At 74.7% G+C, this 24205-nt stretch carries 22 protein-coding genes; 11 read left to right on the forward strand and 11 right to left on the reverse strand.

Annotation, left to right across the window (positions count from 1 at the left end):
* The first annotated feature begins 67 nt into the window (after positions 1-67).
* Positions 68-1018, forward strand: a complete 951-nt coding sequence (locus tag KC207_RS13205; protein WP_211603757.1) for a sugar phosphate isomerase/epimerase family protein — start codon at positions 68-70, stop codon at positions 1016-1018.
* A 146-nt stretch (positions 1019-1164) separates the two neighbouring features.
* Here KC207_RS13205 and KC207_RS13210 read toward each other — a convergent pair whose 3' ends face one another.
* The 3 genes from KC207_RS13210 to serS form a co-directional block, all read right to left on the reverse strand.
* Positions 1165-1833, reverse strand: a complete 669-nt coding sequence (locus tag KC207_RS13210) for a response regulator (RefSeq protein WP_211603758.1) — start codon at positions 1831-1833, stop codon at positions 1165-1167.
* Entirely contained in the window at positions 1830-3227 is a 1398-nt protein-coding gene (locus tag KC207_RS13215) for a sensor histidine kinase (protein ID WP_211603760.1), read from the reverse strand. Before KC207_RS13215 ends, KC207_RS13210 begins: the two co-directional genes overlap by 4 nt.
* A gap of 277 nt (positions 3228-3504) precedes the next feature.
* Positions 3505-4773, reverse strand: a complete 1269-nt coding sequence (gene serS / locus KC207_RS13220; RefSeq protein WP_211603762.1) for a serine--tRNA ligase — start codon at positions 4771-4773, stop codon at positions 3505-3507.
* A 241-nt stretch (positions 4774-5014) separates the two neighbouring features.
* Here serS and KC207_RS13225 point away from each other — a divergent pair, with 241 nt between their 5' ends.
* The 6 genes from KC207_RS13225 to KC207_RS13250 are packed head-to-tail and all read left to right on the forward strand — an operon-like array spanning position 5015 to position 12505.
* Complete coding sequence (locus KC207_RS13225; protein WP_211603764.1) at positions 5015-6550, forward strand: ABC transporter substrate-binding protein; 1536 nt, start codon at positions 5015-5017, stop codon at positions 6548-6550.
* A gap of 1 nt (position 6551) precedes the next feature.
* Positions 6552-7529, forward strand: coding sequence for an ABC transporter permease (locus KC207_RS13230; RefSeq protein WP_211603766.1), 978 nt, complete (start codon positions 6552-6554; stop codon positions 7527-7529).
* The gene (locus KC207_RS13235; protein ID WP_211603768.1) at positions 7526-8434 is read left to right on the forward strand and encodes an ABC transporter permease; all 909 of its coding nucleotides are present in this window, start codon (positions 7526-7528) and stop codon (positions 8432-8434) included. Before KC207_RS13230 ends, KC207_RS13235 begins: the two co-directional genes overlap by 4 nt.
* Entirely contained in the window at positions 8434-9627 is a 1194-nt protein-coding gene (locus tag KC207_RS13240; RefSeq protein ID WP_211603769.1) for an anhydro-N-acetylmuramic acid kinase, read from the forward strand. The genes KC207_RS13235 and KC207_RS13240 overlap by 1 nt, the downstream gene beginning before the upstream one ends.
* A complete protein-coding gene (locus KC207_RS13245; RefSeq protein ID WP_211603771.1) occupies positions 9624-10793 on the forward strand; it encodes a serine hydrolase domain-containing protein in 1170 nt (389 codons plus the stop codon). Before KC207_RS13240 ends, KC207_RS13245 begins: the two co-directional genes overlap by 4 nt.
* Positions 10790-12505, forward strand: coding sequence for a dipeptide ABC transporter ATP-binding protein (locus KC207_RS13250; RefSeq protein ID WP_211603773.1), 1716 nt, complete (start codon positions 10790-10792; stop codon positions 12503-12505). Before KC207_RS13245 ends, KC207_RS13250 begins: the two co-directional genes overlap by 4 nt.
* Positions 12506-12541: 36 nt before the next feature.
* Here KC207_RS13250 and KC207_RS13255 read toward each other — a convergent pair whose 3' ends face one another.
* The 3 genes from KC207_RS13255 to KC207_RS13265 all read right to left on the reverse strand — a co-directional run bounded on the left by KC207_RS13255 (position 12542) and on the right by KC207_RS13265 (position 15432).
* Positions 12542-13243 carry a type 1 glutamine amidotransferase gene (locus tag KC207_RS13255; protein ID WP_211603775.1) on the reverse strand — a complete coding sequence of 234 codons (702 nt, stop codon included), beginning with the start codon at positions 13241-13243 and terminating at the stop codon, positions 12542-12544.
* Positions 13244-13373: 130 nt separating this feature from the next.
* Positions 13374-14009, reverse strand: a complete 636-nt coding sequence (locus KC207_RS13260) for a LysE family translocator (RefSeq protein ID WP_211603777.1) — start codon at positions 14007-14009, stop codon at positions 13374-13376.
* Between the two features lie 106 nt (positions 14010-14115).
* On the reverse strand, positions 14116-15432 hold the full coding sequence (locus KC207_RS13265; RefSeq protein ID WP_211603780.1) for a cation:proton antiporter: 1317 nt from the start codon (positions 15430-15432) through the stop codon (positions 14116-14118).
* 89 nt (positions 15433-15521) lie between these two features.
* Between KC207_RS13265 and KC207_RS13270 the strand changes: the two genes are divergently transcribed.
* The gene (locus KC207_RS13270; RefSeq protein ID WP_249138738.1) at positions 15522-16658 is read left to right on the forward strand and encodes a diacylglycerol/lipid kinase family protein; all 1137 of its coding nucleotides are present in this window, start codon (positions 15522-15524) and stop codon (positions 16656-16658) included.
* Between the two features lie 86 nt (positions 16659-16744).
* Here the strand turns inward: KC207_RS13270 and zwf are convergent, their stop codons facing one another.
* Positions 16745-18175 (reverse strand): glucose-6-phosphate dehydrogenase, encoded by a 1431-nt coding sequence (gene zwf / locus KC207_RS13275; RefSeq protein ID WP_211603781.1) that lies wholly within the window; start codon positions 18173-18175, stop codon positions 16745-16747.
* A gap of 34 nt (positions 18176-18209) precedes the next feature.
* Complete coding sequence (locus tag KC207_RS13280) at positions 18210-18983, reverse strand: lysophospholipid acyltransferase family protein (RefSeq protein ID WP_211603783.1); 774 nt, start codon at positions 18981-18983, stop codon at positions 18210-18212.
* 66 nt (positions 18984-19049) lie between these two features.
* Here KC207_RS13280 and KC207_RS13285 point away from each other — a divergent pair, with 66 nt between their 5' ends.
* From KC207_RS13285 to KC207_RS13295, 3 genes are read left to right on the forward strand one after another with little or no spacing between them, the layout of a single operon-like run.
* Positions 19050-19889 carry a patatin-like phospholipase family protein gene (locus KC207_RS13285; RefSeq protein WP_211603785.1) on the forward strand — a complete coding sequence of 280 codons (840 nt, stop codon included), beginning with the start codon at positions 19050-19052 and terminating at the stop codon, positions 19887-19889.
* A gap of 17 nt (positions 19890-19906) precedes the next feature.
* A complete protein-coding gene (locus KC207_RS13290) occupies positions 19907-20950 on the forward strand; it encodes a 1-acyl-sn-glycerol-3-phosphate acyltransferase (protein ID WP_211603787.1) in 1044 nt (347 codons plus the stop codon).
* Positions 20947-21462, forward strand: coding sequence for an META domain-containing protein (locus KC207_RS13295; protein ID WP_211603788.1), 516 nt, complete (start codon positions 20947-20949; stop codon positions 21460-21462). Before KC207_RS13290 ends, KC207_RS13295 begins: the two co-directional genes overlap by 4 nt.
* Before the next feature lie 80 nt (positions 21463-21542).
* Here the strand turns inward: KC207_RS13295 and pheA are convergent, their stop codons facing one another.
* The 3 genes from pheA to KC207_RS13310 are packed head-to-tail and all read right to left on the reverse strand — an operon-like array spanning position 21543 to position 24188.
* Positions 21543-22460 carry a prephenate dehydratase gene (pheA, locus tag KC207_RS13300; RefSeq protein ID WP_211603789.1) on the reverse strand — a complete coding sequence of 306 codons (918 nt, stop codon included), beginning with the start codon at positions 22458-22460 and terminating at the stop codon, positions 21543-21545.
* On the reverse strand, positions 22457-22885 hold the full coding sequence (locus KC207_RS13305) for a DUF4446 family protein (RefSeq protein ID WP_211603790.1): 429 nt from the start codon (positions 22883-22885) through the stop codon (positions 22457-22459). Before KC207_RS13305 ends, pheA begins: the two co-directional genes overlap by 4 nt.
* A 4-nt stretch (positions 22886-22889) precedes the next feature.
* Positions 22890-24188 (reverse strand): glycosyltransferase 87 family protein, encoded by a 1299-nt coding sequence (locus tag KC207_RS13310; RefSeq protein WP_211603791.1) that lies wholly within the window; start codon positions 24186-24188, stop codon positions 22890-22892.
* Positions 24189-24205 lie beyond the last annotated feature (17 nt).

The raw sequence follows: 24205 nt of genomic DNA on the forward strand, positions 1-24205 counted from the left end.
CGTCGACGGAGCCACGCAAGCCGTCCGGGAGCCGACCCGGACGGCGTCGTCCGAAGGAGTACGACCCATGTCCCGCACCAGCACGCGCGCCCTCTCCGGCCTCGCCGCCGCCGCGCTCGCCGCCTCCGGCCTCGCCGCCGCCGTCGCCCCCGCCTCCGCCGCCCCGGGCAGCGGGAACGCCGCGTCCGCGGCCGACTGCTCCGGCCGGAGCGTCCCGGCGAGCAAGATCTCGATCCAGATGTTCAGCTACTTCGGCTGGACGAACCAGGTCGGCATCGAGCCGGTCCTCGCCGAGCTCCAGGAGATCGGCTACCGCAACATCGAGCCCTTCGCCTTCGGCCCCAACCCGTGGGGCGGCTACTCCGGCGACGAGCTGCGCAGCCTCCTCAAGGAGTACAAGCTCAAGGCCCCGAGCTCGCACGGCGGGGTGAACGCCGACTCGTTCGACGCGACGCTCGAGTACGCGAAGGACCTCGGCCACAAGTACGTCGGCTCCGGCGGCTGGCCGTCGCCCGGGATCGCCCGGGACGGCAGCAGCACGTGGGCCGACGTCATCGCGACCGCCGAGTCGATGGACGAGCTCGGCGAGCGGTCGGTGAAGAACGGCACCGGCAAGCTCTTCGGCCACAACCACCAGTGGGAGTTCACGACGACCGTGACCGACCCGGAGACCGGCGAGACGATGACCGCCTGGGAGGCGCTCGTCCGGAACACCGACCCGCGGTACGTCACCTTCCAGCTCGACACGTTCTGGGCCCAGGACGCGGGCGCCGACGTCGTCGCGCTCCTCGAGGAGTACGGCGACCGCGTCGAGCTGCTCCACATCAAGGACGGCGACCTCAACGGCGACGCCCGGGGCATCCCCGGCGACGTCGGCGAGGGCGACATGGAGTGGGGCCCGATCCTCGAGGCCGCCCAGGGTCACGTGAAGCTCTACGTCGTCGAGCGCGACGGTGCGCCCGCCGACGCCGAGTTCGCCCGCGACAGCTTCGAGTTCCTCACCTGCTTCGAGTACTGAGGAACCTCCCGGCCCGTCCTGGGTCGTCACGCCCCGAGCCCCCGGCACCTCTGCCCCCGGGGGCTCGGGTGCGTCCGGGCCGGCCCGGGGTCGACACGCGGGGACCCGGCCGGTCGGCGCGGTCCCGGGCGCCCGGGGCGCGCCCCTCAGTCCTCGGCGCTGACGAGCCCCGACTCGTGGGCCAGGACGACCGCCTGCACCCGGTCGCGGACCTGGAGCTTGGCGAGGAGGTTCGACACGTGCGTCTTCACGGTGGCCTCCCCGAGGAAGAGCCGGCCGGCGATCTCACCGTTCGACAGGCCGCGCCCGACGAGGCCGAGCACCTCCCGCTCCCGCTCGGTGAGCCGCTCCAGGCCCGGCGGCGGGGTGCGGGACGTCGGTGGGCCCTCGGCCGCCATCCGCTCGATGACCCGGCTCGTCACCTCCGGGGCGAGGATGCCCGAGCCGTTCCCGACGACCCGGACCGCGTCGACGAGCTGCTCCGGCTCGGCGTTCTTGAGCAGGAAGCCGCTCGCCCCGGCGCGCAGGGCGTCGAAGAGGTAGTCGTCCCGGTCGAAGGTCGTCAGGATGACGACCCGGCCGAGGTCCTCGGCGACGATCCGCCGGGTCGCCTCGATCCCGTCGAGCACCGGCATCTGGACGTCCATGAGGACGATGTCGGGGCGGGTCTCCCGGGCCACGACGACCGCCTCGGCGCCGTTGGCCGCCTGCCCGACGACCTCGAGGTCGTCCTCGACGGACAGCATCATCGTGAAGCCGGACCGGACCATCGCGTGGTCGTCGACGACGAGGACGCGCAGGCGGTCGCCGCTCATGCCGGCCCCGGCGTCGCGTCGGCCATCGGCTGGGCCCGGTCGGGTGCGGTGGCCTCCGGGTCGGCGGTGCTCCACGGGTACCGCACCCGCACCCGGTAGCCGCCGGTGGCGCGGGGGCCCATCTCGACGGCCCCCCGGTGCGACGCGGCCCGCTCGCGGATGCCGAGCTGGCCGAGACCGCTCGACGGGGCACCGACCCGCGGGCGGCCGTCGTCGACGACCTCGAGCTCGACGTGGCCGCGGGCCCCGGACTCCAGCCGCAGCACGACCGAGACCCGGCCCGCGGTCGAGTGCTTCTCGACGTTCGTCAGGGCCTCCTGGACGGTCCGGTAGACCGAGTGCTGCAGCGGGGCGACGACCCGCGCCGCGAGCCCGGGCTCGGACTCGACGAGGTCGAAGGACACCCGCCGCGCCCCCGTCGTCGCCGAGGCCACGAGGGCGTCGATCTCGCCGAAGCCCGGCTGCGGTGCACGCGAGGTGGGGGCGCTGGGCCGCTCCACCTCGCGGAGCGTGCCGAGCAGACCGCGCATCGACGTCACGGCGTCCCGGGACGAGGCCTCGATGCCCGACAGGGCCGTCGCGGTCGCCTCGGTGTCGCGGCCCATGACCCGGCGTGCGGCCGCGGCCTGGATGCCGATGACGGACACGTGGTGGGCGACGACGTCGTGCAGCTCGCGGGCGATCCGCAGGCGCTCCTCGGTGACGGCCCGGGTGCGCAGCTCGTCGGCCTGCTCGGCGATGGTCGTCGACTGGTCGAGCAGGAGGGCCCGGTGACGCGCGCTGCGCCACATGAGCTGGCCGACGACGATCGCGCCGCCGAAGTAGAAGGCGTTGACGACGAGCGTCATGAGCACCGCGGCCGGGAGCTGGCCGATGAGCCCGAACCGCTCGCCCGCGTCCTCGGAGTCCACGAAGTCCTGGATCGCGTTGCCGATGGCGAACTGCAGCCCGATCCAGGTGAACATCACGACGAGGATCGTCCCGACGACGACGAGCATCCACCGCCGGTCGCGGGCCCAGGCCACCCCCGAGAGGATCGCGACGAAGTACACGGCCTGGAGCGTCATCTGGCCCATGACGACCGGCATCGAGACCCCGACGACGACCATGTGGGCCGCGGCGAGGGAGGCGACGACCAGCGGGTAGCGGCGGCGTCCCAGGACGAGGACGGCCCCGGTGGAGACGGCGATCCACTGCACCCACCAGGGCTGCGTCAGGTCGTCGAGCACCCCGATCGAGCGGACGAGCTCGAGGGAGACCAGGCCGAGGGTCTCGAGCGCGAGGGCCGCGAGGACGTCGGCCCGGCCGATCGCCGGGCGGGGACGCTCCCACGGGTCGTCCACGCCGAACCAGCGGCCGACGCGCGCCGCCTCGGCGGCCAGGGAGACAGGCATGCGTCCCAGGGTAGGTCGGTTGGACGCGCCCGGCCCTCCCCCGAGGGACGGAGACCGCCTCGCCCCGCACGCGGACGCCCAGTCGGCTGCGCCCGGGTGGAGGATCGTGGGGGTCCTGACCCCGGAGATCCTCCACACGAGCGGAGACGACGGCGCCCATCGCGATGCCGAGCCGTCGGGTCGCCGGCGAGCCGTCGGCCCCGTGACGAGCCTGCTGCAGAGGGCTCGGGTTCACGGAGCGGGCTCGGGACCGCGCACCCGGCGCGTCCGGACGGCGTCAGCGCACCGGGGTGAGCACGTCGAGGCCGACGTGCGGGCGCAGCACCTCGGGGACGACGACGGAGCCGTCGGCCTGCTGGTGGTTCTCGAGGATCGCGACGAGGAAGCGCGTCGTCGCGAGCGTGCCGTTGAGGGTGGCCGCGACCTCGTTGCCCTGCTCGCCCTTGAAGCGGGTGTTCAGCCGGCGCGCCTGGAAGGTCGTGCAGTTCGACGTCGACGTCAGCTCGCGGTGCCGGCCCTGGGTCGGGACCCACGCCTCGCAGTCGTACTTGCGCGCGGCCGGCCCACCGAGGTCGCCGGCCGCGGTGTCGATGACCCGGTACGGCAGCCCGAGCGAGGCGAGCATGTCCTGCTCGATCCGCAGGAGGTTCTCGTGCTCGGCCTGGGCGTCCTCGGGACGGCAGTAGACGAACATCTCGATCTTGTTGAACTGGTGCACCCGGATGATGCCGCGGGTGTCCTTGCCGTACGAGCCGGCCTCGCGGCGGTAGCACGTCGACTGCCCGGCGTAGCGGACCGGACCCTTCGACAGGTCGACGACCTCGCCCGCGTGGTACCCGGCGAGCGCGACCTCCGAGGTACCGGTGAGGTACAGGTCGTCCGCCTCGAGCCGGTACACCTCGTCGGCGTGGTGGTCGAGGAACCCCGCACCCCCCATGACCTCGGGCGTGACGAGTGTCGGCGTCACCATCGGGACGAAGCCGAGGCCCATCGCCTTCTGCATCGCGAGGTGGAGCAGGCCCATCTCGAGGCGCGCCCCGGCCCCGGTGAGGAAGTAGAACCGCGAGCCGGAGATCTTCGCGCCGCGCTCCATGTCGATCGCGCCGAGCCCCTCGGCGAGCGCGAGGTGGTCCTTGGGCTCGAAGCCCTCGGCGGCGAAGTCCCGCGGGGTGCCGACCTCCTCGAGCACGACGTAGTCGTCCTCGCCGCCGACCGGGACCTCGGGCTCCACGACGTTGCCGATGTTCCGCAGGAGCCGGTCGAGCTCGCCCTGCGCGTCGTCGGCGTCGGCCTGGAGTCGCTTGACCTCGGCCGCGACCTCTTTCGTCCGCGCGAGGAGGGCCTGCTTCTCCTCGCCCTGGGCGCGGGCGACGTCCTTGCCCATCGACTTCTGCTCCGCCCGCAGCCGCTCGTAGGCGGTGAGGGAGGAGCGACGGCGCTCGTCGGCGGCGAGCACGGCGTCGACGACGCCCTCGTCCTCGCCGCGGGCGCGCTGGCTGGCGCGCACCGTGTCGGGGTCCTCCCGGAGCAGCCTGATGTCGATCACGGCCGCGAGTCTAACGACGCGGGCACCGCCTCCCGAGCGAGTATCCGGGCCGCTCCGTGGGAGGGTCGACCCCGTCGTGACGGGGTGGGTCCTCCCATCGGACCGCTCGACCGGCCTCGGACACCGAGCGCCAGAAAATTCCGATGGGTCTTCCGTTGGCGGAAGTTTCTGCCATAGCATCGGTGGCCATCCTCCGTGCCGCCGAGCCCGGCACGGCCCCCAGAGCCCAGGAGCACCCCGGATGACTCCCCGCACCTCCGGCCGGACGGCCACCGCCCTCGCCCTGACCGCCACCCTCGGCCTCGCCGCCTGCGGAGGCGGAGGCGGGCAGGAGGCCGCCGCCCCCGGTGACGGCGAGATCGTCGTCGGGATCACCGCGGACCCGACCCAGATGCTGCCGTGGACCGTGACGTCCAAGCAGGCGATCCAGGTGCTCTCGCAGGTCTACAGCACCCTCCTGGACACCGACGAGCAGTCCGTGCCCGTCGCCGGTCTCGCCGAGCTGCCCGAGGTGTCGGAGGACGGTCTGACGTACACCTTCGCCCTCACCGAGGGCGTGACCTTCAGCGACGGCTCGGCGCTGGACTCCGAGGACGTCAAGGCGACCTTCGAGACGATCATGGACCCGGAGTCGAACGCGTCGTCAGCCTCGTACTTCGGCTCGGTCGACACGGTCGAGGCCCCCGACCCGCAGACCGTCGTCGTCACCCTGAGCCGGCCCGACGCCTCCTTCCCCGCGGGTCTCACCGGCGTCAACACGGCGATCGTCCCCTCCGACGTCGACACCGCCGAGCTCGAGACGACCCCGGTCGGCAGCGGCCCGTACGTGTGGTCCGAGCGCACCCCGAACGAGTCGATCACCCTGACCCGCAACGAGGACTACTTCGCCGGGGACGTCGGCGCCGCCGAGGTCGTCTTCCGGGTCATCCCCGAGGAGCAGTCGATGGTCTCCGCGCTGCGCACCGGGTCGGTCGACGTCGCGATCTTCGAGAACCCCGTGACCGCCCGCACCGCCGCGACCGGCGACGTGACGAGCACGACGGTCGACTCGCTGAGCTACCACGTCCTCCAGCTGCGGGCCGCCTCCCCGGCCCTGGAGGACGTCAGCTCCCGGCTCGCCATCCAGTGCGCCCTCGACCGGCAGGGCATCGTCGACACCGCCGCGCTCGGCGCGGGCGAGGTCACCGGGCCCATCACGTCGCCGGAGTACCGGTCCGACCCGACCGCCGCGCCCTGCGCCGAGCGTGACCTCGACCGCGCCCGCGAGTACCTCGCCGAGGCCGGGACGCCCGACGGCTTCAGCCTCGACCTCATGACGTCCCAGGGCCTGTACTCGACGGCCGTCGACGAGGCGCAGGCGATCCAGGCCCAGCTCGGCGAGGTCGGCATCGACGTGAACGTCCAGAGCCTCGACTCGAGCGCGTACGTCGACCGCTGGCTCGCCGGCGACTTCGACGCCGCGGTCGCCCTCAACGGCGGCAGCACCGACCCGAACACGATGTACGCCCGGTACTTCACCTCCGACGGCAGCTTCAACGAGGTCGCGGGCTACTCCTCCGACACCCTCGACGAGCTCTTCGCGCAGGGCATCGAGACGACCGACCCGGCGGAGCGCCAGCAGATCTACAGCCAGGTGAGCAGCGAGCTCGTCGACAACGCCGCCTGGGTCTGGCTCTTCACCCCGCAGCTGTTCCTCGTCACCGGCCCGGGGGTCGAGGGCGTCGAGGCCCGCACGGACGCGAGCCTGTCGCGCCTGTGGACGGCCACGACCGGCTGACATGACGGCACTGCGAACCCTCCTCGGCCACCCGGTCCCCCGGCGGCTCGGCGAGGCGGTCGTCACCCTGCTCGGGGTGTCCGTCCTCACCTTCGTCGTCCTGCGCGTCGTCCCCGGTGACCAGATCACCGCGCAGTACGGCATCGCCGCCGGCGAGCTGTCGCCGGACCAGATCGCCGACCTCGAGGCGTACTACGGCATCGACCAGCCGCTGCCGGTCCAGTTCCTCTCGTGGCTCGGCGGCGTGCTCACCGGCAACCTCGGGGTGTCGGCGAACTCCGGGGTCTCGGTCGCCGAGCTCACCGCCCAGGCGCTGCCGAACACGATCGAGCTCGCGGTCCTGTCGATCCTCGTCGGGCTCGCCCTGGGCGTGCCCGGCGGGATGCTCGCCGCGAGCCGGCCCGGCCGCGCCCGCGACAACGCGACGCAGGCGGGCAGCCTGCTCGCCCTGTCGGTCCCGTCCTTCCTCCTGGCGACCGCCGTGGCGACGTTCCTCGCGAACCGGCTCGGGTGGTACCCGAACGGCGAGGGCTACCGGACCCTGCTCGAGGACCCGTGGCTCAACCTCCAGCAGATGCTGCTGCCGGCGCTCGTCCTGGGCATCAGCATCGCCTCGCCCGTGCTCCAGACGACCCGGACCGCGATCCTCGGGGTCCGGGCCGAGGACTACGTCCGGACGGCGCAGGCCAAGGGAGTGCCGGCGCGACGCCTGCAGGTCCGGCACGTCCTGCGCAACGCCCTCATCCCGGTCGTGACGATGACCGGCCTCCAGTTCGGCTTCCTCCTCAGCGGCGCCCTCGTCGCCGAGCAGATCTTCGCCATCCCCGGCATCGGCCGACAGGTGCTGCTGGGCCTGGGCCAGCAGGAGTACGCCCTCGTGCAGAGCACGACGCTCGTCATCGCCGTGATGTTCGTCCTCGTCAACCTCCTCACCGACCTCGTGTACCGCCTCGTCGACCCCCGGGTGCGGGTCGCATGAGCGCGCAGGCCGGGACCGACGCGCTGACCGGCGGCAGCACCGACGGGCCGACGCCGACGCCGCGACCGGGACGGGGGCACGCGTGGCGGCGGGCGTTCCTCACCCCGGCGGGGGTCGTCGGGCTCGTCCTCATGGCGCTCGTCCTCCTCCTCGCCGGGATGGCCGTCACCGGTCTCACCGCGTCCCCGAGCGCCCAGGACGTCGGCCGCTCCCTCCTCGGCCCCGGCGCCCAGGGCTGGTTCGGCACCGACCAGTTCGGGCGGGACGTCTTCGCCCGGGTGGCAAGCGGGCTGGCGAACTCCCTGCGCGTCGCCGTCGTGTCGGTCGCGGTCTCGGGGGTCGTCGGCATCTCGCTCGGCGTCCTCGCGGGGTACTACCGGGGCTGGGCCGACCGCCTCGTCGGCATCGTCAACAACGTCCTCTTCGCGTTCCCGTCGCTGCTGCTCGCCCTCGCCCTCGCGGCGACGCTCGAGCGCAGCTGGGTCACGGTGTCGGTCGCGATCGCCGTCGTCTACGTCCCGATCTTCGCGCGGGTCGCCCGCGCCCCGGTCCTCGGCCTGCGCGAGGCCGAGTACGTCGTCGCGTCGGACGCCATCGGCCGCTCGCGGCTGTCGACGCTCGTGCGGCACGTCGTCCCGAACATGACGGGCATCCTCGTCGTCCAGACGACGCTGTCGCTGTCCTGGGCGATCCTCACCGAGGCCTCGCTGAGCTTCCTCGGCTTCGGCACCCCACCGCCGGCCGCGTCGCTCGGCGGGATGGTCTACGAGGCGCAGACCCTCGCCGTGATCGCCCCGTGGATGCTCGCCTTCCCCGGCATCGCCCTCGTCGTGGTCGTCGTCGCGCTCAACCTCCTCGGCGACGCCCTCCGCTCCGCCCTCGACCCGCGCTCGGGAGGTCGCTGATGCGTGTCCTCGGGATGATCTCCGGCACCTCGCACGACGGGATCGACGTCGCCGTCGTCGACCTGCACGCCGAGGACGGGGCGCTGCACGCCACGATCGAGCACACCGCCTCGACCCCTTACGACCCCGCGCTGCGGGCCCGGGTCGTCGCGGCCCTGCCACCCGGGCGGGTCGGCCTCGACGAGGTCTGCGCCCTCGACACCCTCGTCGGGCAGGCGTTCGCCCGGGCCGCCGCGGCCGCCGTCGCCGCGGCGCCGGGACCGGTCGACGTCGTGTGCACGCACGGGCAGACGCTCTTCCACTGGGTGCAGGACGGCCGCGCGCTCGGCACCCTGCAGCTCGGGCAGCCGGCGTGGGTCGGCGAGGTGGCCGGCGCCGCGGTCGTCTCCGACGTGCGCTCCGCCGACGTCGCGGCCGGCGGCCAGGGCGCCCCGCTCGTCCCGCTGCTCGACCGCCTGCTCCTCGGTCCGTTCGTCGAGGACGGGGAGGTCGCCGCGGCGCTCAACCTCGGGGGCATTTCCAACGTCACCGTGTGCCGCCCCGGCGCCGACCCGCTGGCGTGGGACGTCGGCCCGGCGGGCGCCCTCGTCGACGCCGTCGTCCACGCTGCGACCGACGGCGAGCGGGGGTACGACGTGGACGGCCGGATCGCCGCCTCGGGCACGGTCGACGACGCCCTGCTCGACCTCCTCCTCGCCGACCCCTACTACCGGCTCCCGGCGCCGAAGTCGTCCGGCAAGGAGGTCTTCCACCACGGCTACGTCGAGGACGCCCTCGCCCGACTGGGGCGTCGACCCGACCTGCCGGACCTCGTCCGCACCCTCGTCGAGCTCACCGCGCGGACCGTCGCCGACGACGTCCGCGCCGCGGGGGCCGACGTACTCGTCGCCGCCGGCGGGGGTGTCCGCAACCCCGTCCTGCTCGCCCGGCTGCGCGACCTCCTCGGCGACGTCCGGCTGCTCGGGACCGACGACCTCGGGGTGCCGGGGGACGAGAAGGAGGCCGTCGCGTTCGCCCTCGTCGGCTGGGCCACGATGCACGGCCTGCCGGGCAACGTCCCCTCGTGCACCGGCGCGTCCGGGCCGCGGGTGCTCGGTCGGGTCGCGCCGGCGCCGGGGTCGACGCTGACGCTGCCGGCCCCGCTCCCCGCCTGGCCGACCCGGCTCGTCGTCGACGGCGAGGGGCAGGGATGAGCGTCGCTGCCGACGCCACCGCGCGGCTGCTCTCGCTCGGCGATCCCGGGCGCGGGCCCGCCGGGGCGGTCGTCGGCGTCCGCACCACCGCCGGGACCGAGGTGCACCCCACCGGGTGGGCCACCCTCCCCCGCGAGGGTGCGCCCGGCGAGCCGATGACCGCGGGCACGTGGCTCGACCTGGCCTCGGTGACGAAGGTCGCCGCGACGACCGTCCTCCTCCTGCGCCTGTCGAGCGACGGCGCCCTGTCCGTCGACGACCCGGTGCGCCGGTTCGTCCCGGCGTTCGACGGGGGCGGGCGCGAGGACGTCACGGTCCACCACCTGCTGACGCACACGTCCGGGCTGCGGCCGTGGTGGCCGCTCTACGCGGGGACGCGGGCCGGGCACGACGTCGCCGAGCGCATCGCCGCCCTCGACCTCGCGGGGCCGCCGGGGCGGGAGGTCCGGTACTCCGACCTCGGGATGGTGCTCGCCGGCCGGGTCGTCGAGCGGGTGCTCGGCACCGACCTCGCCACCGCCGTCCGCGAGCACGTGTCGCAGCCCCTCGGTCTCGACCTGCGCTACGGCCCGGTCGACCCGGCCGGCTGCGCGACGAGCGCCGACAGCGACGCGGTCGAGCACGCGATGCTCGCCACCGGCCGCCCCTACCCCGTCCCGGTCGGCCCGGACGACGTCGCCGTCTGGCGGAAGGGCCCGCTGCGCGGCGAGGTCGCCGACGGCAACGCCGCGCACGCCCTCGGCGGGGTGGCCGGCCACGCCGGGCTCTTCGGTACCGCGGACGCCCTCCTCGACCTCGGGACGGCCCTGCTCGACGGGACGGTCGCCGGCCCGGACGCGGCCGGGCGCGCCGCGACTGCCGGCGAGGCCCACCCCGACCGTGGCCTCGGGTTCCGCCTCCACCACGCCCCCGGCCCGGACGGCCCCGTCACGTGGCTCTGGCACGGCGGGTTCACCGGGACCTTCTGGGGCGTCGAGCCCGGGAGCCGGACCGTCGTCGCCGGGGCGGCCACCCGGCTCCACGGGACGGTCGGCCCCCTCCCCGGACCGAGGACCGTCGGGCTCGCCGACCCCCTCGCGGGCGTCGCCACCGGCGACGAGATCGCCGGTGTCCTCCTCGACGCCGGCACGACCGCCCTGACCACCGCCGCAGGAGCCACCCGATGACCACCTCCCCCACCGGCGCCGGACGCCCCGACGGCGACCGCCCACGCACCACCCCCGTGCTGTCGGTCCGCGACCTCCGGGTCACCTTCACGACCTCCCACGGCGACGTCGAGGCCGTCCGTGGGGTCGACCTCGACCTCGCCGCGGGCGAGACCGTCGCCGTCGTCGGCGAGTCCGGGTCGGGCAAGTCGACCGTCGCCGCGGCGGTCGCCCGCCTCCTCGCCGACAACGGGCGGATCTCCGGGGGGACGGTGACCCTCGGGGACCTCGACCTCACCGCGGCGGACGAGCGGACGATGCGCGGCGTGCGAGGGCGCCGGCTCGGGATGGTGCCGCAGGACCCGATGACGAACCTCAACCCGGTGATGCCCGTCGGCGCCCAGATCGTCGAGGCGCTCGAGGTGCACGGCCTCGCGACCGGACGGCAGGCCCGGGAACGCGCGGTCGCCCTGCTCGAGGGCGCGGGCATCGAGGACGCCGCGACGCGCTTCGATCAGTACCCGCACGAGTTCTCCGGGGGGATGCGCCAACGGGTGCTCATCGCGATGGCGCTCGCCTGCCGGCCGGGGGTGCTCGTCGCCGACGAGCCGACGTCCGCGCTCGACGTCACGGTGCAGCGGCTCGTCCTCGACCAGATGGCCGAGCTCGCGTCCGGGCTCGGTGCGGCGGTCGTCCTCATCACCCACGACCTCGCCCTCGCGGCCGAGCGTGCCGACCGGGTCGTCGTCATGTACCGCGGCGAGGTCGTCGAGTCCGGCCCCTCCCGCGACCTCGTCGCGGACCCGCGGCACGAGTACACGAGGCGGCTGCTCGCCGCGGCTCCCGGGGTGGCGCGCCGCAAGGTCACCGACGTCGCGACGGCCGGGCGGCCCACCGAGGACGGCGCCGGAGGGCCGGTCGGCGCAGGCGCGGCGGGACCGGTGGCGCCGGAGCCGCTCCTCGAGCTCACCGGGGCGACGAAGCGGTACCGCATCCGGGGCCGCCGGGAGCCGTTCACCGCGGTCGACGAGGTGGACCTCACGGTGCCCGCGGGTCGCACGGTCGCGGTCGTCGGCGAGTCCGGGTCGGGCAAGTCGACGACCGCCCGGCTCGCCCTGCGGCTCGAGGACGCCGACGCCGGGACCGTCCGGTTCGGGGGGCAGGACGTGTCCCGGCTGCGGGGGAAGGCGCTGCTCGCGTTCCGCCGCTCCGTGCAGCCGGTGTTCCAGAACCCCTACGCCTCGCTCGACCCGCGCTACACCGTCGAGGAGGCGGTCGCCGAGCCCCTCGTCGTGCACCAGGTCGGCGACGCCGCCCACCGCCGGGGGCTGGTCTCCGGTCTGCTCGAGAAGGTCGCCCTGCCGACGGCGCTGCGCGACCGGCGCCCGCACGAGCTGTCGGGCGGGCAGCGCCAGCGGGTGGCGATCGCCCGGGCGCTCGCCCTCGAGCCGCGCCTCGTCGTGCTCGACGAGGCGGTGAGCGCCCTCGACGTCCTCGTCCAGGAGCAGATCCTCGACCTCATGGTCGGCCTGCAGCGCGACCTCGGGCTGTCCTACCTCTTCATCACCCACGACCTCGCCGTCGTCCGGCTCGTCGCCCACGAGGTGTACGTCATGCAGCGCGGGCGGGTCGTCGAGCGGGGCGAGCCGGAGCGCATCTTCGCCGCCCCGCAGGTGGACTACACCCGCGAGCTCATCGCGGCGATCCCCGGTCAGGGCCTCGCGGCCCGCTGAGTCCCGGCACCGGGTCGGGTGGCCCGGGCGACGTCCTCAGGCGGCACGGACGACGTCGACGAACGCCTCGACGAGCGAGCGCGCCGCGGCCCGGGACGCCGGTTCGCGGGTCTCCCCGGCGCGGCGCAGGGCCGCGAGGTCGAAGCCGTCGGCCGCGACCCGGTGCGTGTCCCACCGCGCCATCCGCTCCGCGCCCGCCTCGGGGTGGAACTGCAGACCCCAGGCCGCCGTCCCGAGTCGGAAGGCCTGGACCGGGCAGGTCGTCGACGTCGCGAGGTGGACCGCGCCCGGCGGCAGGTCGGTCATCTCGTCCCGGTGGTTCTGCATCGCGGGGAACTGCTCCGGGAGCCGTCCGAGGACCGGGTCGTGCGCGCCGTCGGCGGTCCGGGTCACCGTGACGAGCCCGCGCTCGGGCCGACCGGAGTCCGCGACGACGGTGCCGCCGTGGGCGAGCGACAGCAGCTGGCCGCCGAGGCAGACCCCGAGGAGCGGGGTCCCGGTCCCGACGCAGCGGCGGGCCAGGTCCCGCTCCCGCGGCAGCCAGGGGTGCGCGGCGTCGTCGTCCGGCATGAGGCCGCCCCCGAGGAGGACGACGCCGTCGTGCCGGTCCGGCGTCGACGGCACGTCGTGACCTTCGGCGACGTCGGCGGCGACGCCGAGGTCCTCCAGCCACGGCAGCAGCCGACCCGGACCGCTGTCGGGGTCGTTGACGACGACGAGCAGGAGGGGACCGGGCACCCGGCGAGTCTAGGGACGCGTCGCGACGACCGGTCCGGCCGCCCGGGGGAGCATCGACCCCGTCCTGACGTGGTGGATCCTCCCCCCGGGGAGGCGGTCGGGTCGAGGCGGTCGGGTCGCAGCGGTCGCGTCAGTCGGCGCGGCCGCTGACGAGGATGCCGGCGCCCAGGCCGATCATCATGAGGCCGCCGGCCCCGCCGACCCGCTCCATCCGGCGCGGGGACGAGGCGAACCACTCGCGGAACCGCGAGGCCGTGAGCGCCACCGCGCCGTCCATGACGAGCGCGACGGCCGCGAACACGGTCCCGAGCGCGAGCAGCTGCGGCGCGACGGGCTGGCTCGCGAGGACGAACTGCGGGAGCAAGGCCATGAAGAACACGAGGGTCTTGGCGTTCGTCACCCCGACGACGAAGCCGGCCCACACCGCGCCGCCCGCGCGCTCGCGCGGCAGCGGACCCGTGAGGGCGGCGGCGGTGCGCCTGCGGTGTCGGACGGCCTGGACGCCGAGCCACACGAGGTAGCCGGCGCCGGCCACCTTGACGACGGTGAAGGCGGTGGCGCTCGAGGCGACGAGCGGGCCGAGGCCGAGGGCGATGGCGACGATCTGGACGACGATGCCGGTCGCGTTGCCGACGACGGTGCGCAGGGCCGCGGTCCGGCCCACCGACAGGGCGCGACCGATGGTGAACAGCAGCGACGGGCCCGGCAGGGCGACGAGCAGGACCGACGCGAGGAAGAACGCGAGCAGCGTGGACGAGGTGGGCACGACGGCCAGTGTGCTCGCGGAGGCGGACCGGTGCACAGGGGTTCCGCGACGGCCGCGACAGGACCCGGCCGTCGCCGGCCCCCACGGCGAGGGCGTGTCGCCGGAGTCAGGGGGAGGTCGGCTCGGGCTCCCGCTCGCGGGTCGCGTCGAGCCACCGCATCGCCGGGGTCGCGAGGACGCCGTGCACGACCACCGACAGCGCGACGGTGAACGCGACCGTCGACCACATCCACCGCTCCTCGGTGAACGAGGCGGTCCCGGCCGCGTACGCGAGGTAGTACAGCGAGCCGACCCCGCGCACCCCGAAGAAGCCGATGACGAGCCGCTCCCGCCGCCGGAGTCCGGCGACCCCGGCGCGCGAGCGGTGCCCGACGAACGACAGGTACCCCGCGAGGGGGCGGACGACGAAGACGAGCGCGAGCCCGACGACGACCCCCCGCCAGTCGAGCCGCGCGAGCAGTCCGGTCGTGAAGGCGAAACCGAGCCCGAGCAGGAGCACGAGGGTGAGGAGGATCTCGAGACGCTCGACGACCTCGTGCATGTGCTGGTGGTAGATGTCCTGCCGCTCGACCGACCGGATCGTCACGGCGCACGCGAACACCGCGAGGAAGCCGTACCCGTGGGCTGCTTCCGCCAGGCCGTACGCGAGGAGCAGGGCGGCGAGCGCGAGGATCGGCTGCCCCACGACGGCGAAGCGCAGCTTCGGGCTCGGCGCCCGGAACGCCAGCCGCGCCAGGACCCACCCCAGTGCCACACCGACGAGGACGCCCACGACGACCTTGCCGACCAGCTCCCAGCCGAGCCACCGCCACACGCCACCGTCGGGCGGGCCCGCCGCGAGGAAGATCGCCGCGTAGACGAAGGGGAACGCGAGCCCGTCGTTGAGCCCCGCCTCGCTCGTCAGCGCGAACCGGACCTCGTCCTCGTGCTGCTCCTCGTCGCTCTCCTGGTCGGGCTCGCCCTGCAGCGGGCCGCCCACCTGCACGTCGGACGCGAGCACGGGGTCGGTCGGGGCGAGGACGGCGCCGAGGAGGACCGCGGCGGGCAGGGCCACCCCGAGCGGCCCCCAGGCGATCGCCGCGACCCCGGCGATCGTCAGGGGCATCGCGACGCCGAGCAGCCGCCACGTCGGGGACCACGTCGCCCAGGACGCGCGCAGTCGCGGACGGAGAGGACGGTCGAGGGCGAGCCCGACCCCCATGAGGGCGACGAGGACCGCGACCTCGGTGAGGTGCTCGATCCACGGTCGCAACGCGACGGGGTCGACGCTCACGGTGTCCGTCGCGGGCAGCAGGCCGATGAGGACACCGAGCCCGACGAGCACGATCGGCGCCGACAGGGCGTAGCGGGTGAGCAGCTGCGGCAGCGCCGCCGCGACGAGCAGCGAGCCGCCGAGGAGGACGTAGACGAGGGTGGCGCTCACCGCTGCACGGCGTCGGCGGTGGTCTCGTCCATGTCCGCAGCATACGGGCGCTCCACGGGCGCGACCTCGGCTGATGTACCTTCGCCTCTGTGTCGGGAACAGCGTGGATGTGGGTCGGTATCGGCGTCGCCGTGGTGTTCGCCGTCGTCGGCGTCTACCTCCTGCTGACCTCGCGCGACGCCGGCGACGACGGCTCCGGCGAGGCCCGCCCCGCCCGTGGGTCCTTCCGGCAGGACGCCGATCCGCCGCCGCGCAAGCGGGCCGCCGTCGTCGTCAACCCGACGAAGTTCGACGACCTCGAGGAGGTACGGGCCGTCCTCGCGAAGGCCTGCACCGCGCAGGACTGGGACGAGCCGCTGCTGCTCGAGACCACCGCCGAGGACGTCGGCTACGGGCAGACCCGCCGCGCCCTCGAGGAGAAGGTCGACCTCGTCTGTGCGCTCGGCGGGGACGGCACCGTGCGCGCCGTGGGCGAGGAGCTCGTCGGCACCGGCGTGCCGTTCGGCCTGCTGCCCGGCGGCACCGGCAACCTCCTCGCCCGCAACCTCGAGGTTCCGGTCGACGACCTCGCGAAGGCGATGACCGTCGCGCTCACCGGCCGCAACCGGCACATCGACGCTGCCTGGATGACCCTCGACCCGGAGGACGAGACCGTCGAGCTCGAGGACGGCGCGGGGGAGGGCTCGAGCACCGGGCGCAAGCGGTACGCCTTCTTCGTCATGGCCGGTCTCGGGCTCGACGCCGCGATCATGGAGTCGACGGACGAGGAGCTGAAGAAGCGCATCGGCTGGGCCGCCTACGTCCCCTCCGGGTTCCGGCACTGGCTGCGCGACCGGTTCAAGGTGACGATCTCCTGCGACGCGGGCGCCCCCGAGACCCAGCGCGCCCGGATGGTCGTCATCGGCAACTGCGGCCGGATCACCGGCGGGATCGACCTGCTGCCCGACGCCGAGCCCGACGACGGGATGCTCGACGTCATCGTCCTCGCCCCCCGGGGCGTCGCCGCCTGGGCCGGGGTCGCCGCCCGCGTCGTGACCCGCAGCGACAAGTCCGCACCGAGCCTGTCCCGGATGAAGTGCGCCGGCGCGACGATCGAGGTCGACGAGCGGCAGAGCGTGCAGGTCGACGGCGACATCATCGGCGAGGCCCGCCGGCTGCGGGTCGAGATCGAGCCCCGGGCGCTCACCGTCCGGGTCAACGGCACGAAGGCCGCCGACGCCGCCTGAGGCCACGGGCCGGACCGGTCAGCCCGGGCGCCGACGACACCGCCGGGCCGCGGACGACGCCCCGTCCGGACGCCGGCGGGCCGCTCTCAGCTCTTCCTCTCGCGCCACTTCCGCTCGAACGGCAGCCGCCACGTGAACGGCGCGATGAGCTGGTGGATCTGGTTCGGGCCCCACGTGCCCGGCGCGTAGGGGTGCACCGGCGGGGGATTGTCGAGGGCGGGCTGGCTGATCTCCCACAGCCGCTCGATGCCCTGGGCCGAGGTGAAGAGGGTCCGGTCGCCGCGGGCGGCGTCGTAGATGAGCCGCTCGTAGGCCTCGAGGACCGCGCCGGCCCAGTCGGTCTCCTGCATCGAGAACTGCATCGACAGCTTGTCGAGCCGGAAGCCCGGGCCGGGGCGCTTGCCGTAGAACGACAGCGACATCCGGGACCGGTCGGCGAGGTCGAAGGTCAGGTGGTCCGGGCCCTGGTCGCCGACGCCGGAGCCCTTGGGGAACATCGACTGCGGCGGCTCCTTGAAGGCGATCGAGATGATCCGGGCGCCCTCGGCCATCCGCTTGCCGGTCCGCAGGTAGAACGGCACGCCGGCCCAGCGCCAGTTGTCGACGAAGCACTTGAGCGCGACGAAGGTCTCGGTCTCGGAGTCGGGCGCCACCCCGGGCTCGTCGTGGTAGCCGCTGTACTGCCCGCGGACGACGTCGGACGGCTGCAGCGGCTGCATCGAGTCGAACACCTTGTTCTTCTCGCGGCTGATGGCGAGCGGCTCGAGCGCGGTCGGCGGCTCCATCGCGGTGAACGCGAGGATCTGGAACAGGTGCGTGACGACCATGTCCCGGTAGGCGCCGGTGTTCTCGTAGAAGTCGGCGCGGGTGCTCAGGCCCAGCGTCTCGGGGACGTCGATCTGGACGTGCGAGATGTTGTTGCGGTGCCAGATCGGCTCGAAGAGCCCGTTGGCGAACCGGAAGGCGAGGATGTTCTGCGCCGGCTCCTTGCCGAGGAAGTGGTCGATCCGGAAGATCTGGTCCTCGGCGAACACCTCGTGCAGCTCCGCGTTGAGCGAGACCGCGGACGAGTGGTCGTGCCCGAACGGCTTCTCCATGACGACCCGGCTGCGTTCGACGAGCCGGGCGTCGGCGATGGTGCGGACGGCCGCGAGCGCCGCCTTCGGGGGCACGGCGAGGTAGTGCAGCCGGAGCGTCGTGTCGCCGGGGAGCTGCTCCTCGGCGCGGGCGACGGCGTCGGAGAGGGCGTCCGGGCCGGCGGACAGCGGGACGTAGTCGAGGTGCTGGGCGAAGGCGCGGGTGTCCTCGTCCTCCTTCTCCCGGGTACCGAACTCGGCGATCGCCGCCATGGCGGAGTCGCGGAACTCGTCGACGCTCATGTCGTCGAGGGAGGTGCCGACGACCCGCAGGTCGTCGAGCAGCCCCGACTTGAAGAGGTGGAGCAGGCCGGGGATCAGCTTCCGCTTGGCGAGGTCGCCGGTCGCACCGAAGAGGACGACGGTCGTGGGTGCTGTCATGGCACCCACCTTTCCGTGCCGGGGTGTCCGCCCGCTACCCCGGGGTCGACCCTGGACCAGACCCCTCGCCCCGACCGGAGCCCTCCCCCCGCCCAGTTGCCGACCCGCGACGCCGAGGGGTGGCCCGGGCGACCTCCTCGGCGGTCGGCACCCGGGACGCCCGTGCCTCGTCCGGCAGGAGCTCGGCGATCGCGGCCATGATCGTCCGGGTGTCGGCCGACGCCGATCCGCCGTCGACGTGGAACGGCTCGCCGACCCGCACCCGCACCGTCGGCGGGTGCCGCAGGTCGGCCCGCGGCCGCGAGGAGCTGCGCGGCCAGACCGCCTCGCTCCCCCAGATCCCGAACGGGACGACGGGCGCCCCGGTCGCGGCGGCCAGCCGGGCCGCGCCGGTCCGGCCGACGAGCACCGGGTCGTAGAAGCGCTCGCCGCGCGGGATCGTCCCCTGCGGCAGGAGGCAGACGAGCTCACCCCGCTCGAGGGCCTCGCGCGCGGCGGCCATCGACTCGACGCCTCCGGTGCCGCGGTCGACGGGGATGCCGCCGAGCCGGCGCGCCACGGGGCCGAGGACGGGGACGTCGAAGAGCTCGCGCTTGGCGAGGATGCGGCCGGTGCGGCCCGTCGGCCGCATCATCGCGACGATGGCAGGGATGTCGAAGTACGAGCGGTGGTTGCCGGCGAGGACGACCGGCCCGCGCACCGGCAGGTGCTCGGTCCCCTCGACGTCGAAGCGGGCGAACGGCACGAAGAGCGGCGGGGAGGCGAGGAACACGAGCCGCTGGAACCGGTTGTCCGCCACGCCGCGCATGGGACCGAGGCTACCGGCCGACCACGCCAGGCCAGGGGTCCGGCAGCGCGTCCGTACGCTGGCGGGATGAGCGCGCACGACCCGTCGCCGACGCCGAGGACGGCGTTCGTCCTCGGCGGGGGCGGGGTGCTCGGGGCGACCCAGGTCGGGATGGTCCGGGCCCTCGCCGCCGCCGGGGTCCGGCCGGACCTCGTCGTCGGGACGAGCATCGGCGCCCTCAACGGCGCCTTCGTCGCCGCCGACCCGACCCCACGCGGTGCCGAGCGCCTCGCCGAGGTCTGGGACGCCGTCGTCCGCGAGCGCGTCTTCGTCGAGAACCCCGTCCGGCAGGCCGCCCGCGTCGCGCGCTCACGCACCCACCTGCTCTCGAACGCCCCGCTCCGGCACGTCGTCGACGGCCACCTGCCGGTCGACACCTTCGAGGAGCTCGCCGTCCCCTTCCAGTGCGTCGCGGCCCGGGTCGAGGACGCCGCCGCGGCGTGGTTCTCCGAGGGTGCGCTCGTCGACCCGGTCGTCGCCTCGTGCTCGGTGCCGGGCATCTTCCCGCCGGTCGAGATCGACGGGGCGCACCACCTCGACGGTGGGCTCGTCCACTCCATCCCCGTCGGCCGGGCGCTCGCCCTCGGCGCCACCCGGGTGTTCGTGCTGCAGGTCGGCCGGGTCGAGCAGGCGCTGCGCCCGCCGCGGCGCCCGTGGGAGGTCGGGATGGTGGCCTTCGAGATCGCCCGCCGGCACCGGTTCGTCGAGGAGATGGCCCACCTGCCGGAGGGCGTCGAGACGCACGTGCTGCCGAGCGGCACCGACTCCTCGCCGAACCTGCCGGTGCGACACGCCCGCCGGTCCCGGATGCGTGAGCGGGCCCGGCAGGCCTTCGAGGCCTCGACCCGATACCTCGACGCCCTCTGACCCCTAGGCTCACCCGCATGGGAGCACGGAGCATCCCGCCCCCGCCGCGGGTCGTCCGGCGGGCGCTGCGCGCGGTGTGGCCGCTCGTCGTCGTCGTGCTCACCGGGCTCGCGGTGCCGGTCGTCGTCGCGGGCGCCTGCCTCGTCGTCCTCGACCGGCGCGCCCGGCTGTTCCGGGTGTCGGTCCTCGCCGTCCTCGTCCTCTGGGTCGACGTCCGGCTGCTGCTGCGCTGCCGGGACATCGCCCGGCGCCTGCCCGACGCGTCCGACCCCGCGTGGCGCGAGACGCACGAGGAGCTGCTGTCGGACGCGCTCGACTCGCTCGTCTTCTACGCCCGGCGCTGGCTCGGCCTCGAGATCGAGCTCACCGACCGGATGCACTTCGGGTCCGAGGACGAGCCGCTCGTCGCCCTCGCCCGGCACGCGGGACCGTTCGACTCGCTCGCCGTCGCCTGGCTGCTCGCGCGGACCGCGGGGCGGCTGCCGCGGATCGTCCTCGCCGAGGCGATGCGCTGGGACCCCGGCATCGACACGATCCTCTCCCGGCTCGACTCGAGCTTCGTGCCGTCGGGCGGCGACCGGCTCGCCGGCGTGCGCACGATGGCGGCGACGCTCGGGAAGGACGACGTCTTCCTCCTCTTCCCCGAGGGGCAGAACTGGACCCCCGGCCGGCGGCTGCGGGTCATCGAGCGCCTCCGGGCGAAGGGCGACGGCGAGCGGGCCGAGCGCGCCGAGCGGCTGCGCAACGTCCTGCCGCCGAAGGCGCGCGGGGCGTGGGAGGCCCGGGCCGCGCGCCCGGGTGCGGACGTCATGGTCGTCGCGCACGCCGGCTTCGGCGACCTCTCGACCGCCCGGCTCGTCTGGGAGGCCGTGCCGTTCCACGGCCGGGACTTCCGGGTGCGGACGTGGACCTACCCGGCGCAGGACGTGCCGGACGAGCCCGAGGCGTTCGGGCACTGGCTCGACGAGCGCTGGTCCGAGGTCGACGACTGGGTCGCGGCCCGGCGCGCGGAGCGAGAGCGGGGAACCTCCGACCCCGGCGGCGACGTCCCAGCCCCATGACGACACCGACGACGTCCCGCAGCCCACTCTCCCGTCGCGGGGTCGTCGTGGCGCTCGTCGTCCCCTTCGTCCTCCTCGCGGTCCTCGCCGTCGTCCTCGAGCGGCGCGCCGCCGACGCGGCCCTCGCCGAGGCCTCGGCCAACGGGTCCGTCCCGGTCACGTCGGTGGAGGACCTCCAGGGTCGGTGGGTCTCGGTGAACGACGCCGGCGCCCCGGCGGCGCTCGTCGTCCCGGTCGAGCTCGAGGTCGACGGGGACGCCCTGCGCGCGCGGACGGGGTGCAACACCGGCCGGGGCGAGGTGCGCGTCGAGGATTCCCGGCTGGTCGTCGACGGTCCAGGGCTCGCCGTCACCGAGATGGGCTGCGACGGTGACCGCACCTACCAGGAGGGCTGGGTCCTCGAGATGCTCCACGACGAGCCGCTCCTCGGGCTGTCCGGACCGATGCTGTCCGTCACGTGGGACGGCGGCCGCTCCTGGCTCGGCCTCGAGCGGGCCGACGACCTGCCCTGACCTCCCTACCGGCGCCCTCGGACGCCCGCGTGGAGGTTCTCAGGGGCCATCACCCCGACGATCCTCCACACGAGGACCACTCAGCCGCGGATCGAGCGGAGCCACTCCCGGGCCTCGGCGAAGTCGCTGTCCTGCGCCCGCGGGGCGATGGTCGCCGCCCGGCCGTCGGCGCGCGGGTAGGAGCCGAGGAAGCGCACCTCGGCGCAGATCCGGCGCAGGCCCATGAGCGCCTCGCCGAGCCGCTCGTCGAGGACGTGGCCCTCGATGTCGACGGAGAAGCAGTACGAGCCCATCGACGCCTTCGTCGGCCGCGACTCCAGCCGGGTGAGGTTGATGCCCCGGGCCGCGAACTGCTCGAGCAGCTCGAGGAGCCCGCCTGCGTGGTCGTCACGCTGGAAGAGCACGAGCGTCGTCTTGTCGGCCCCGGTCGGCTCCGGCATCGACCCGGGCCGGGCGACGAGGACGAACCGGGTGACGGCCGCCTGCATGTCCCCGATGTCGTCGGCGAGCACCTCGAGGCCGTGCAGCGTCGCGGCGGACGGCGCACAGACGGCCGCGTCGTACGGCTGCCCACCGGCGGCGACACCCGCGGCGGCCGCCGCCGTGGACAGGGCCGGGACGTACCCCGCACCGGGCAGGTGACGCCCCATCCACCCGCGCACCTGGGCCCAGGCGTGCGAGTGGGTCCCGACCGCCCGGACGTCCGCGAGCGCCACCCCCGCCGGAGCGGCGAGGACGAAGGTGATGGGGACGACGACCTCACCGACGACGAGCAGCGGGTCGCCGCTCGCGAGCGCGTCGAGGGTCGCCGAGACCCCGCCCTCGACGGAGTTCTCGATCGGGACCATCGCCCCGTCGACGTCCCCGGCGCGCAGCGCGGCGAGCGCGGCGTCGACCGAGCCGAACGGCACCCGCTCGGCGCCGTCCGAGGCGGGCCACTGGTCGAGCGCCATCGAGGTGAAGGTCCCGTCCGGGCCGAGGTAGCCGACGCGGGTCATCCGGTCTCCTTCCCGGTGCGCGCGGCCGCGAGGGCCTGCTGCTCCTCCGGGGTCAGGGTGGTGTCGGACGTGCCGCCGACCACCGCCTTGGCGTAGGTGCGGGACTCCCCGCGGGCGTGGATCGCGCTGAGGACGACACCGTCGCCGCCGTCGTCGACGAGCGCCGCGCTGAAGCTGAGCCGCCCACCCATGTCGCCGAAGGCGTCGTAGCGCACGACGGCGACGTGCCGCAGCGCCTGCGCGAGCTCGCCGCGCAGGGCCGCGAGGTCGGCGTCCCCGGCGGGGCGGTGCGCCTCGAGGGCCGCGAGCCGGCGTCGGGTGTCGGCCGAGCGGCGCAGCAGGACGACGACCAGGGCGAGCAACGCGACGCCCAGCGCGAGGGGGACCCCGAGCAGGAGGAGCTCGAGGGGGGTGATGCCGGCCACGTGCTCAGGGTAGGCGGGCCGACCCCTGCCGGACGGGCGCGTCCGCGGCCGTGTCCGTCGCCGCCGCACCCGTGCCGGAGCCGGTCGGGCCGACCTCGTCGACCGGTCGACGGCTCACCCACCACAGGAGCACGAGGGAGGCGAGGCCGCCCACGACGTCGGCGTTCTGCAGCACCCGCCCCGGCCACTCCGGCCACGGCTGCGCGAGCCAGTCGATGCCCCACCACGGCAGCCGGAGGACGAAGAAGACGAGGACCGCGAGCCCGGCGACGGCCCGGCGACGGTCGACCCACGGGCGGGCGCCGAGCAGCGCGAGGACGACGACGACGACCCAGTGGTAGTGGTGCACCCAGGCCACCGGGGACAGCAGGCAGGCGAGCAGCCCGACGACCGCGACCTCCCCGACCGGGTCCCCGCGCAGGTACGTCCGCCGGGCCAGGGCGTACCCGAGCACCCCGACGACGGCGACGGCGAGCAGCCACACGGCGGTGCCGACACCCCCGTCGAGCCCGACGCGCAGGAGCAGCCCGCGCATCGACTGGTTCGCGGTGCCCGCGTTCGGCCCGAGCCGGTCGCTGTCCTGCAGGGCGCCGAGCCAGAAGTCCCACGACGCCGACGGCAGCAGGGCCGCGGACAGCAGGGTGACGGTGGCGGCGGACGCGACGACGGTGCCCGCCTCCCGCCAGCGCCGGGTCACGAGGAAGTGCACGAGGAAGACCCCGGGGGTCAGCTTGACCGCCATCGCGAGGCCGATGAGGACACCGCGGGGCACGTGCCGCAGGAACCGGGGGCGAGGCGCCACCATGTCGAGGACGACGGCGAGGACGATGAAGGCGTTGACCTGACCGAAGCGGATGCCGTCGCCGACGGGGTGCAGCCACAGCATCGGCGCCGCGACGGCGGCGAGCGCGAGCGGCAGCCACGGCCCCGCGTGCCGGAGCATCCCCCACCCGGCGTACCGGACGGTCAGCGTCGTCGCGACGACCTGGGCGGCGGTCCACAGCCAGCCGACGACCCCGAAGGGCAGCATCGCGAGGGGGACGGCGAGGAACGCCGCGAACGGCGGGTAGGTGAACGGCAGCAGCTGCGGCGGCTCGGTGAGGTGGGCGTACACCGGGCGCCCGGTGAGGACCGAGACCCCGGCCGAGCGGTAGACGTCGACGTCGACCTGCCACTGGTCGAGGGGCCAGAACACGAGGTAGCGCAGGGCGACCGGCGCCGCCGCGACGGCGAGGAGCAGGACCGCGAGCACCCACCGGCGACGGGGGACCGCCGACCGGGGCGTCGGGGGCGGGGTGCTCACGCGTCCATTCTCCACTC

Source organism: Phycicoccus avicenniae (assembly GCF_018139485.1).
GTDB classification, from domain to species: Bacteria; Actinomycetota; Actinomycetes; order Actinomycetales; family Dermatophilaceae; genus Phycicoccus; species Phycicoccus avicenniae.

Coding starts and splice junctions, on each gene's coding strand:
- KC207_RS13205 (WP_211603757.1), top strand. CDS start 68: ATGTCCCGCACCAGCACGCGCGCCCTCTCCGGCCTCGCCGCCGCCGCG.
- KC207_RS13210 (WP_211603758.1), bottom strand. CDS start 1,833: ATGAGCGGCGACCGCCTGCGCGTCCTCGTCGTCGACGACCACGCGATG.
- KC207_RS13215 (WP_211603760.1), bottom strand. CDS start 3,227: ATGCCTGTCTCCCTGGCCGCCGAGGCGGCGCGCGTCGGCCGCTGGTTC.
- KC207_RS13225 (WP_211603764.1), top strand. CDS start 5,015: ATGACTCCCCGCACCTCCGGCCGGACGGCCACCGCCCTCGCCCTGACC.
- KC207_RS13230 (WP_211603766.1), top strand. CDS start 6,552: ATGACGGCACTGCGAACCCTCCTCGGCCACCCGGTCCCCCGGCGGCTC.
- KC207_RS13235 (WP_211603768.1), top strand. CDS start 7,526: ATGAGCGCGCAGGCCGGGACCGACGCGCTGACCGGCGGCAGCACCGAC.
- KC207_RS13240 (WP_211603769.1), top strand. CDS start 8,434: ATGCGTGTCCTCGGGATGATCTCCGGCACCTCGCACGACGGGATCGAC.
- KC207_RS13245 (WP_211603771.1), top strand. CDS start 9,624: ATGAGCGTCGCTGCCGACGCCACCGCGCGGCTGCTCTCGCTCGGCGAT.
- KC207_RS13250 (WP_211603773.1), top strand. CDS start 10,790: ATGACCACCTCCCCCACCGGCGCCGGACGCCCCGACGGCGACCGCCCA.
- zwf (WP_211603781.1), bottom strand. CDS start 18,175: ATGACAGCACCCACGACCGTCGTCCTCTTCGGTGCGACCGGCGACCTC.
- KC207_RS13280 (WP_211603783.1), bottom strand. CDS start 18,983: ATGCGCGGCGTGGCGGACAACCGGTTCCAGCGGCTCGTGTTCCTCGCC.
- KC207_RS13285 (WP_211603785.1), top strand. CDS start 19,050: ATGAGCGCGCACGACCCGTCGCCGACGCCGAGGACGGCGTTCGTCCTC.
- KC207_RS13290 (WP_211603787.1), top strand. CDS start 19,907: ATGGGAGCACGGAGCATCCCGCCCCCGCCGCGGGTCGTCCGGCGGGCG.
- KC207_RS13295 (WP_211603788.1), top strand. CDS start 20,947: ATGACGACACCGACGACGTCCCGCAGCCCACTCTCCCGTCGCGGGGTC.
- pheA (WP_211603789.1), bottom strand. CDS start 22,460: ATGACCCGCGTCGGCTACCTCGGCCCGGACGGGACCTTCACCTCGATG.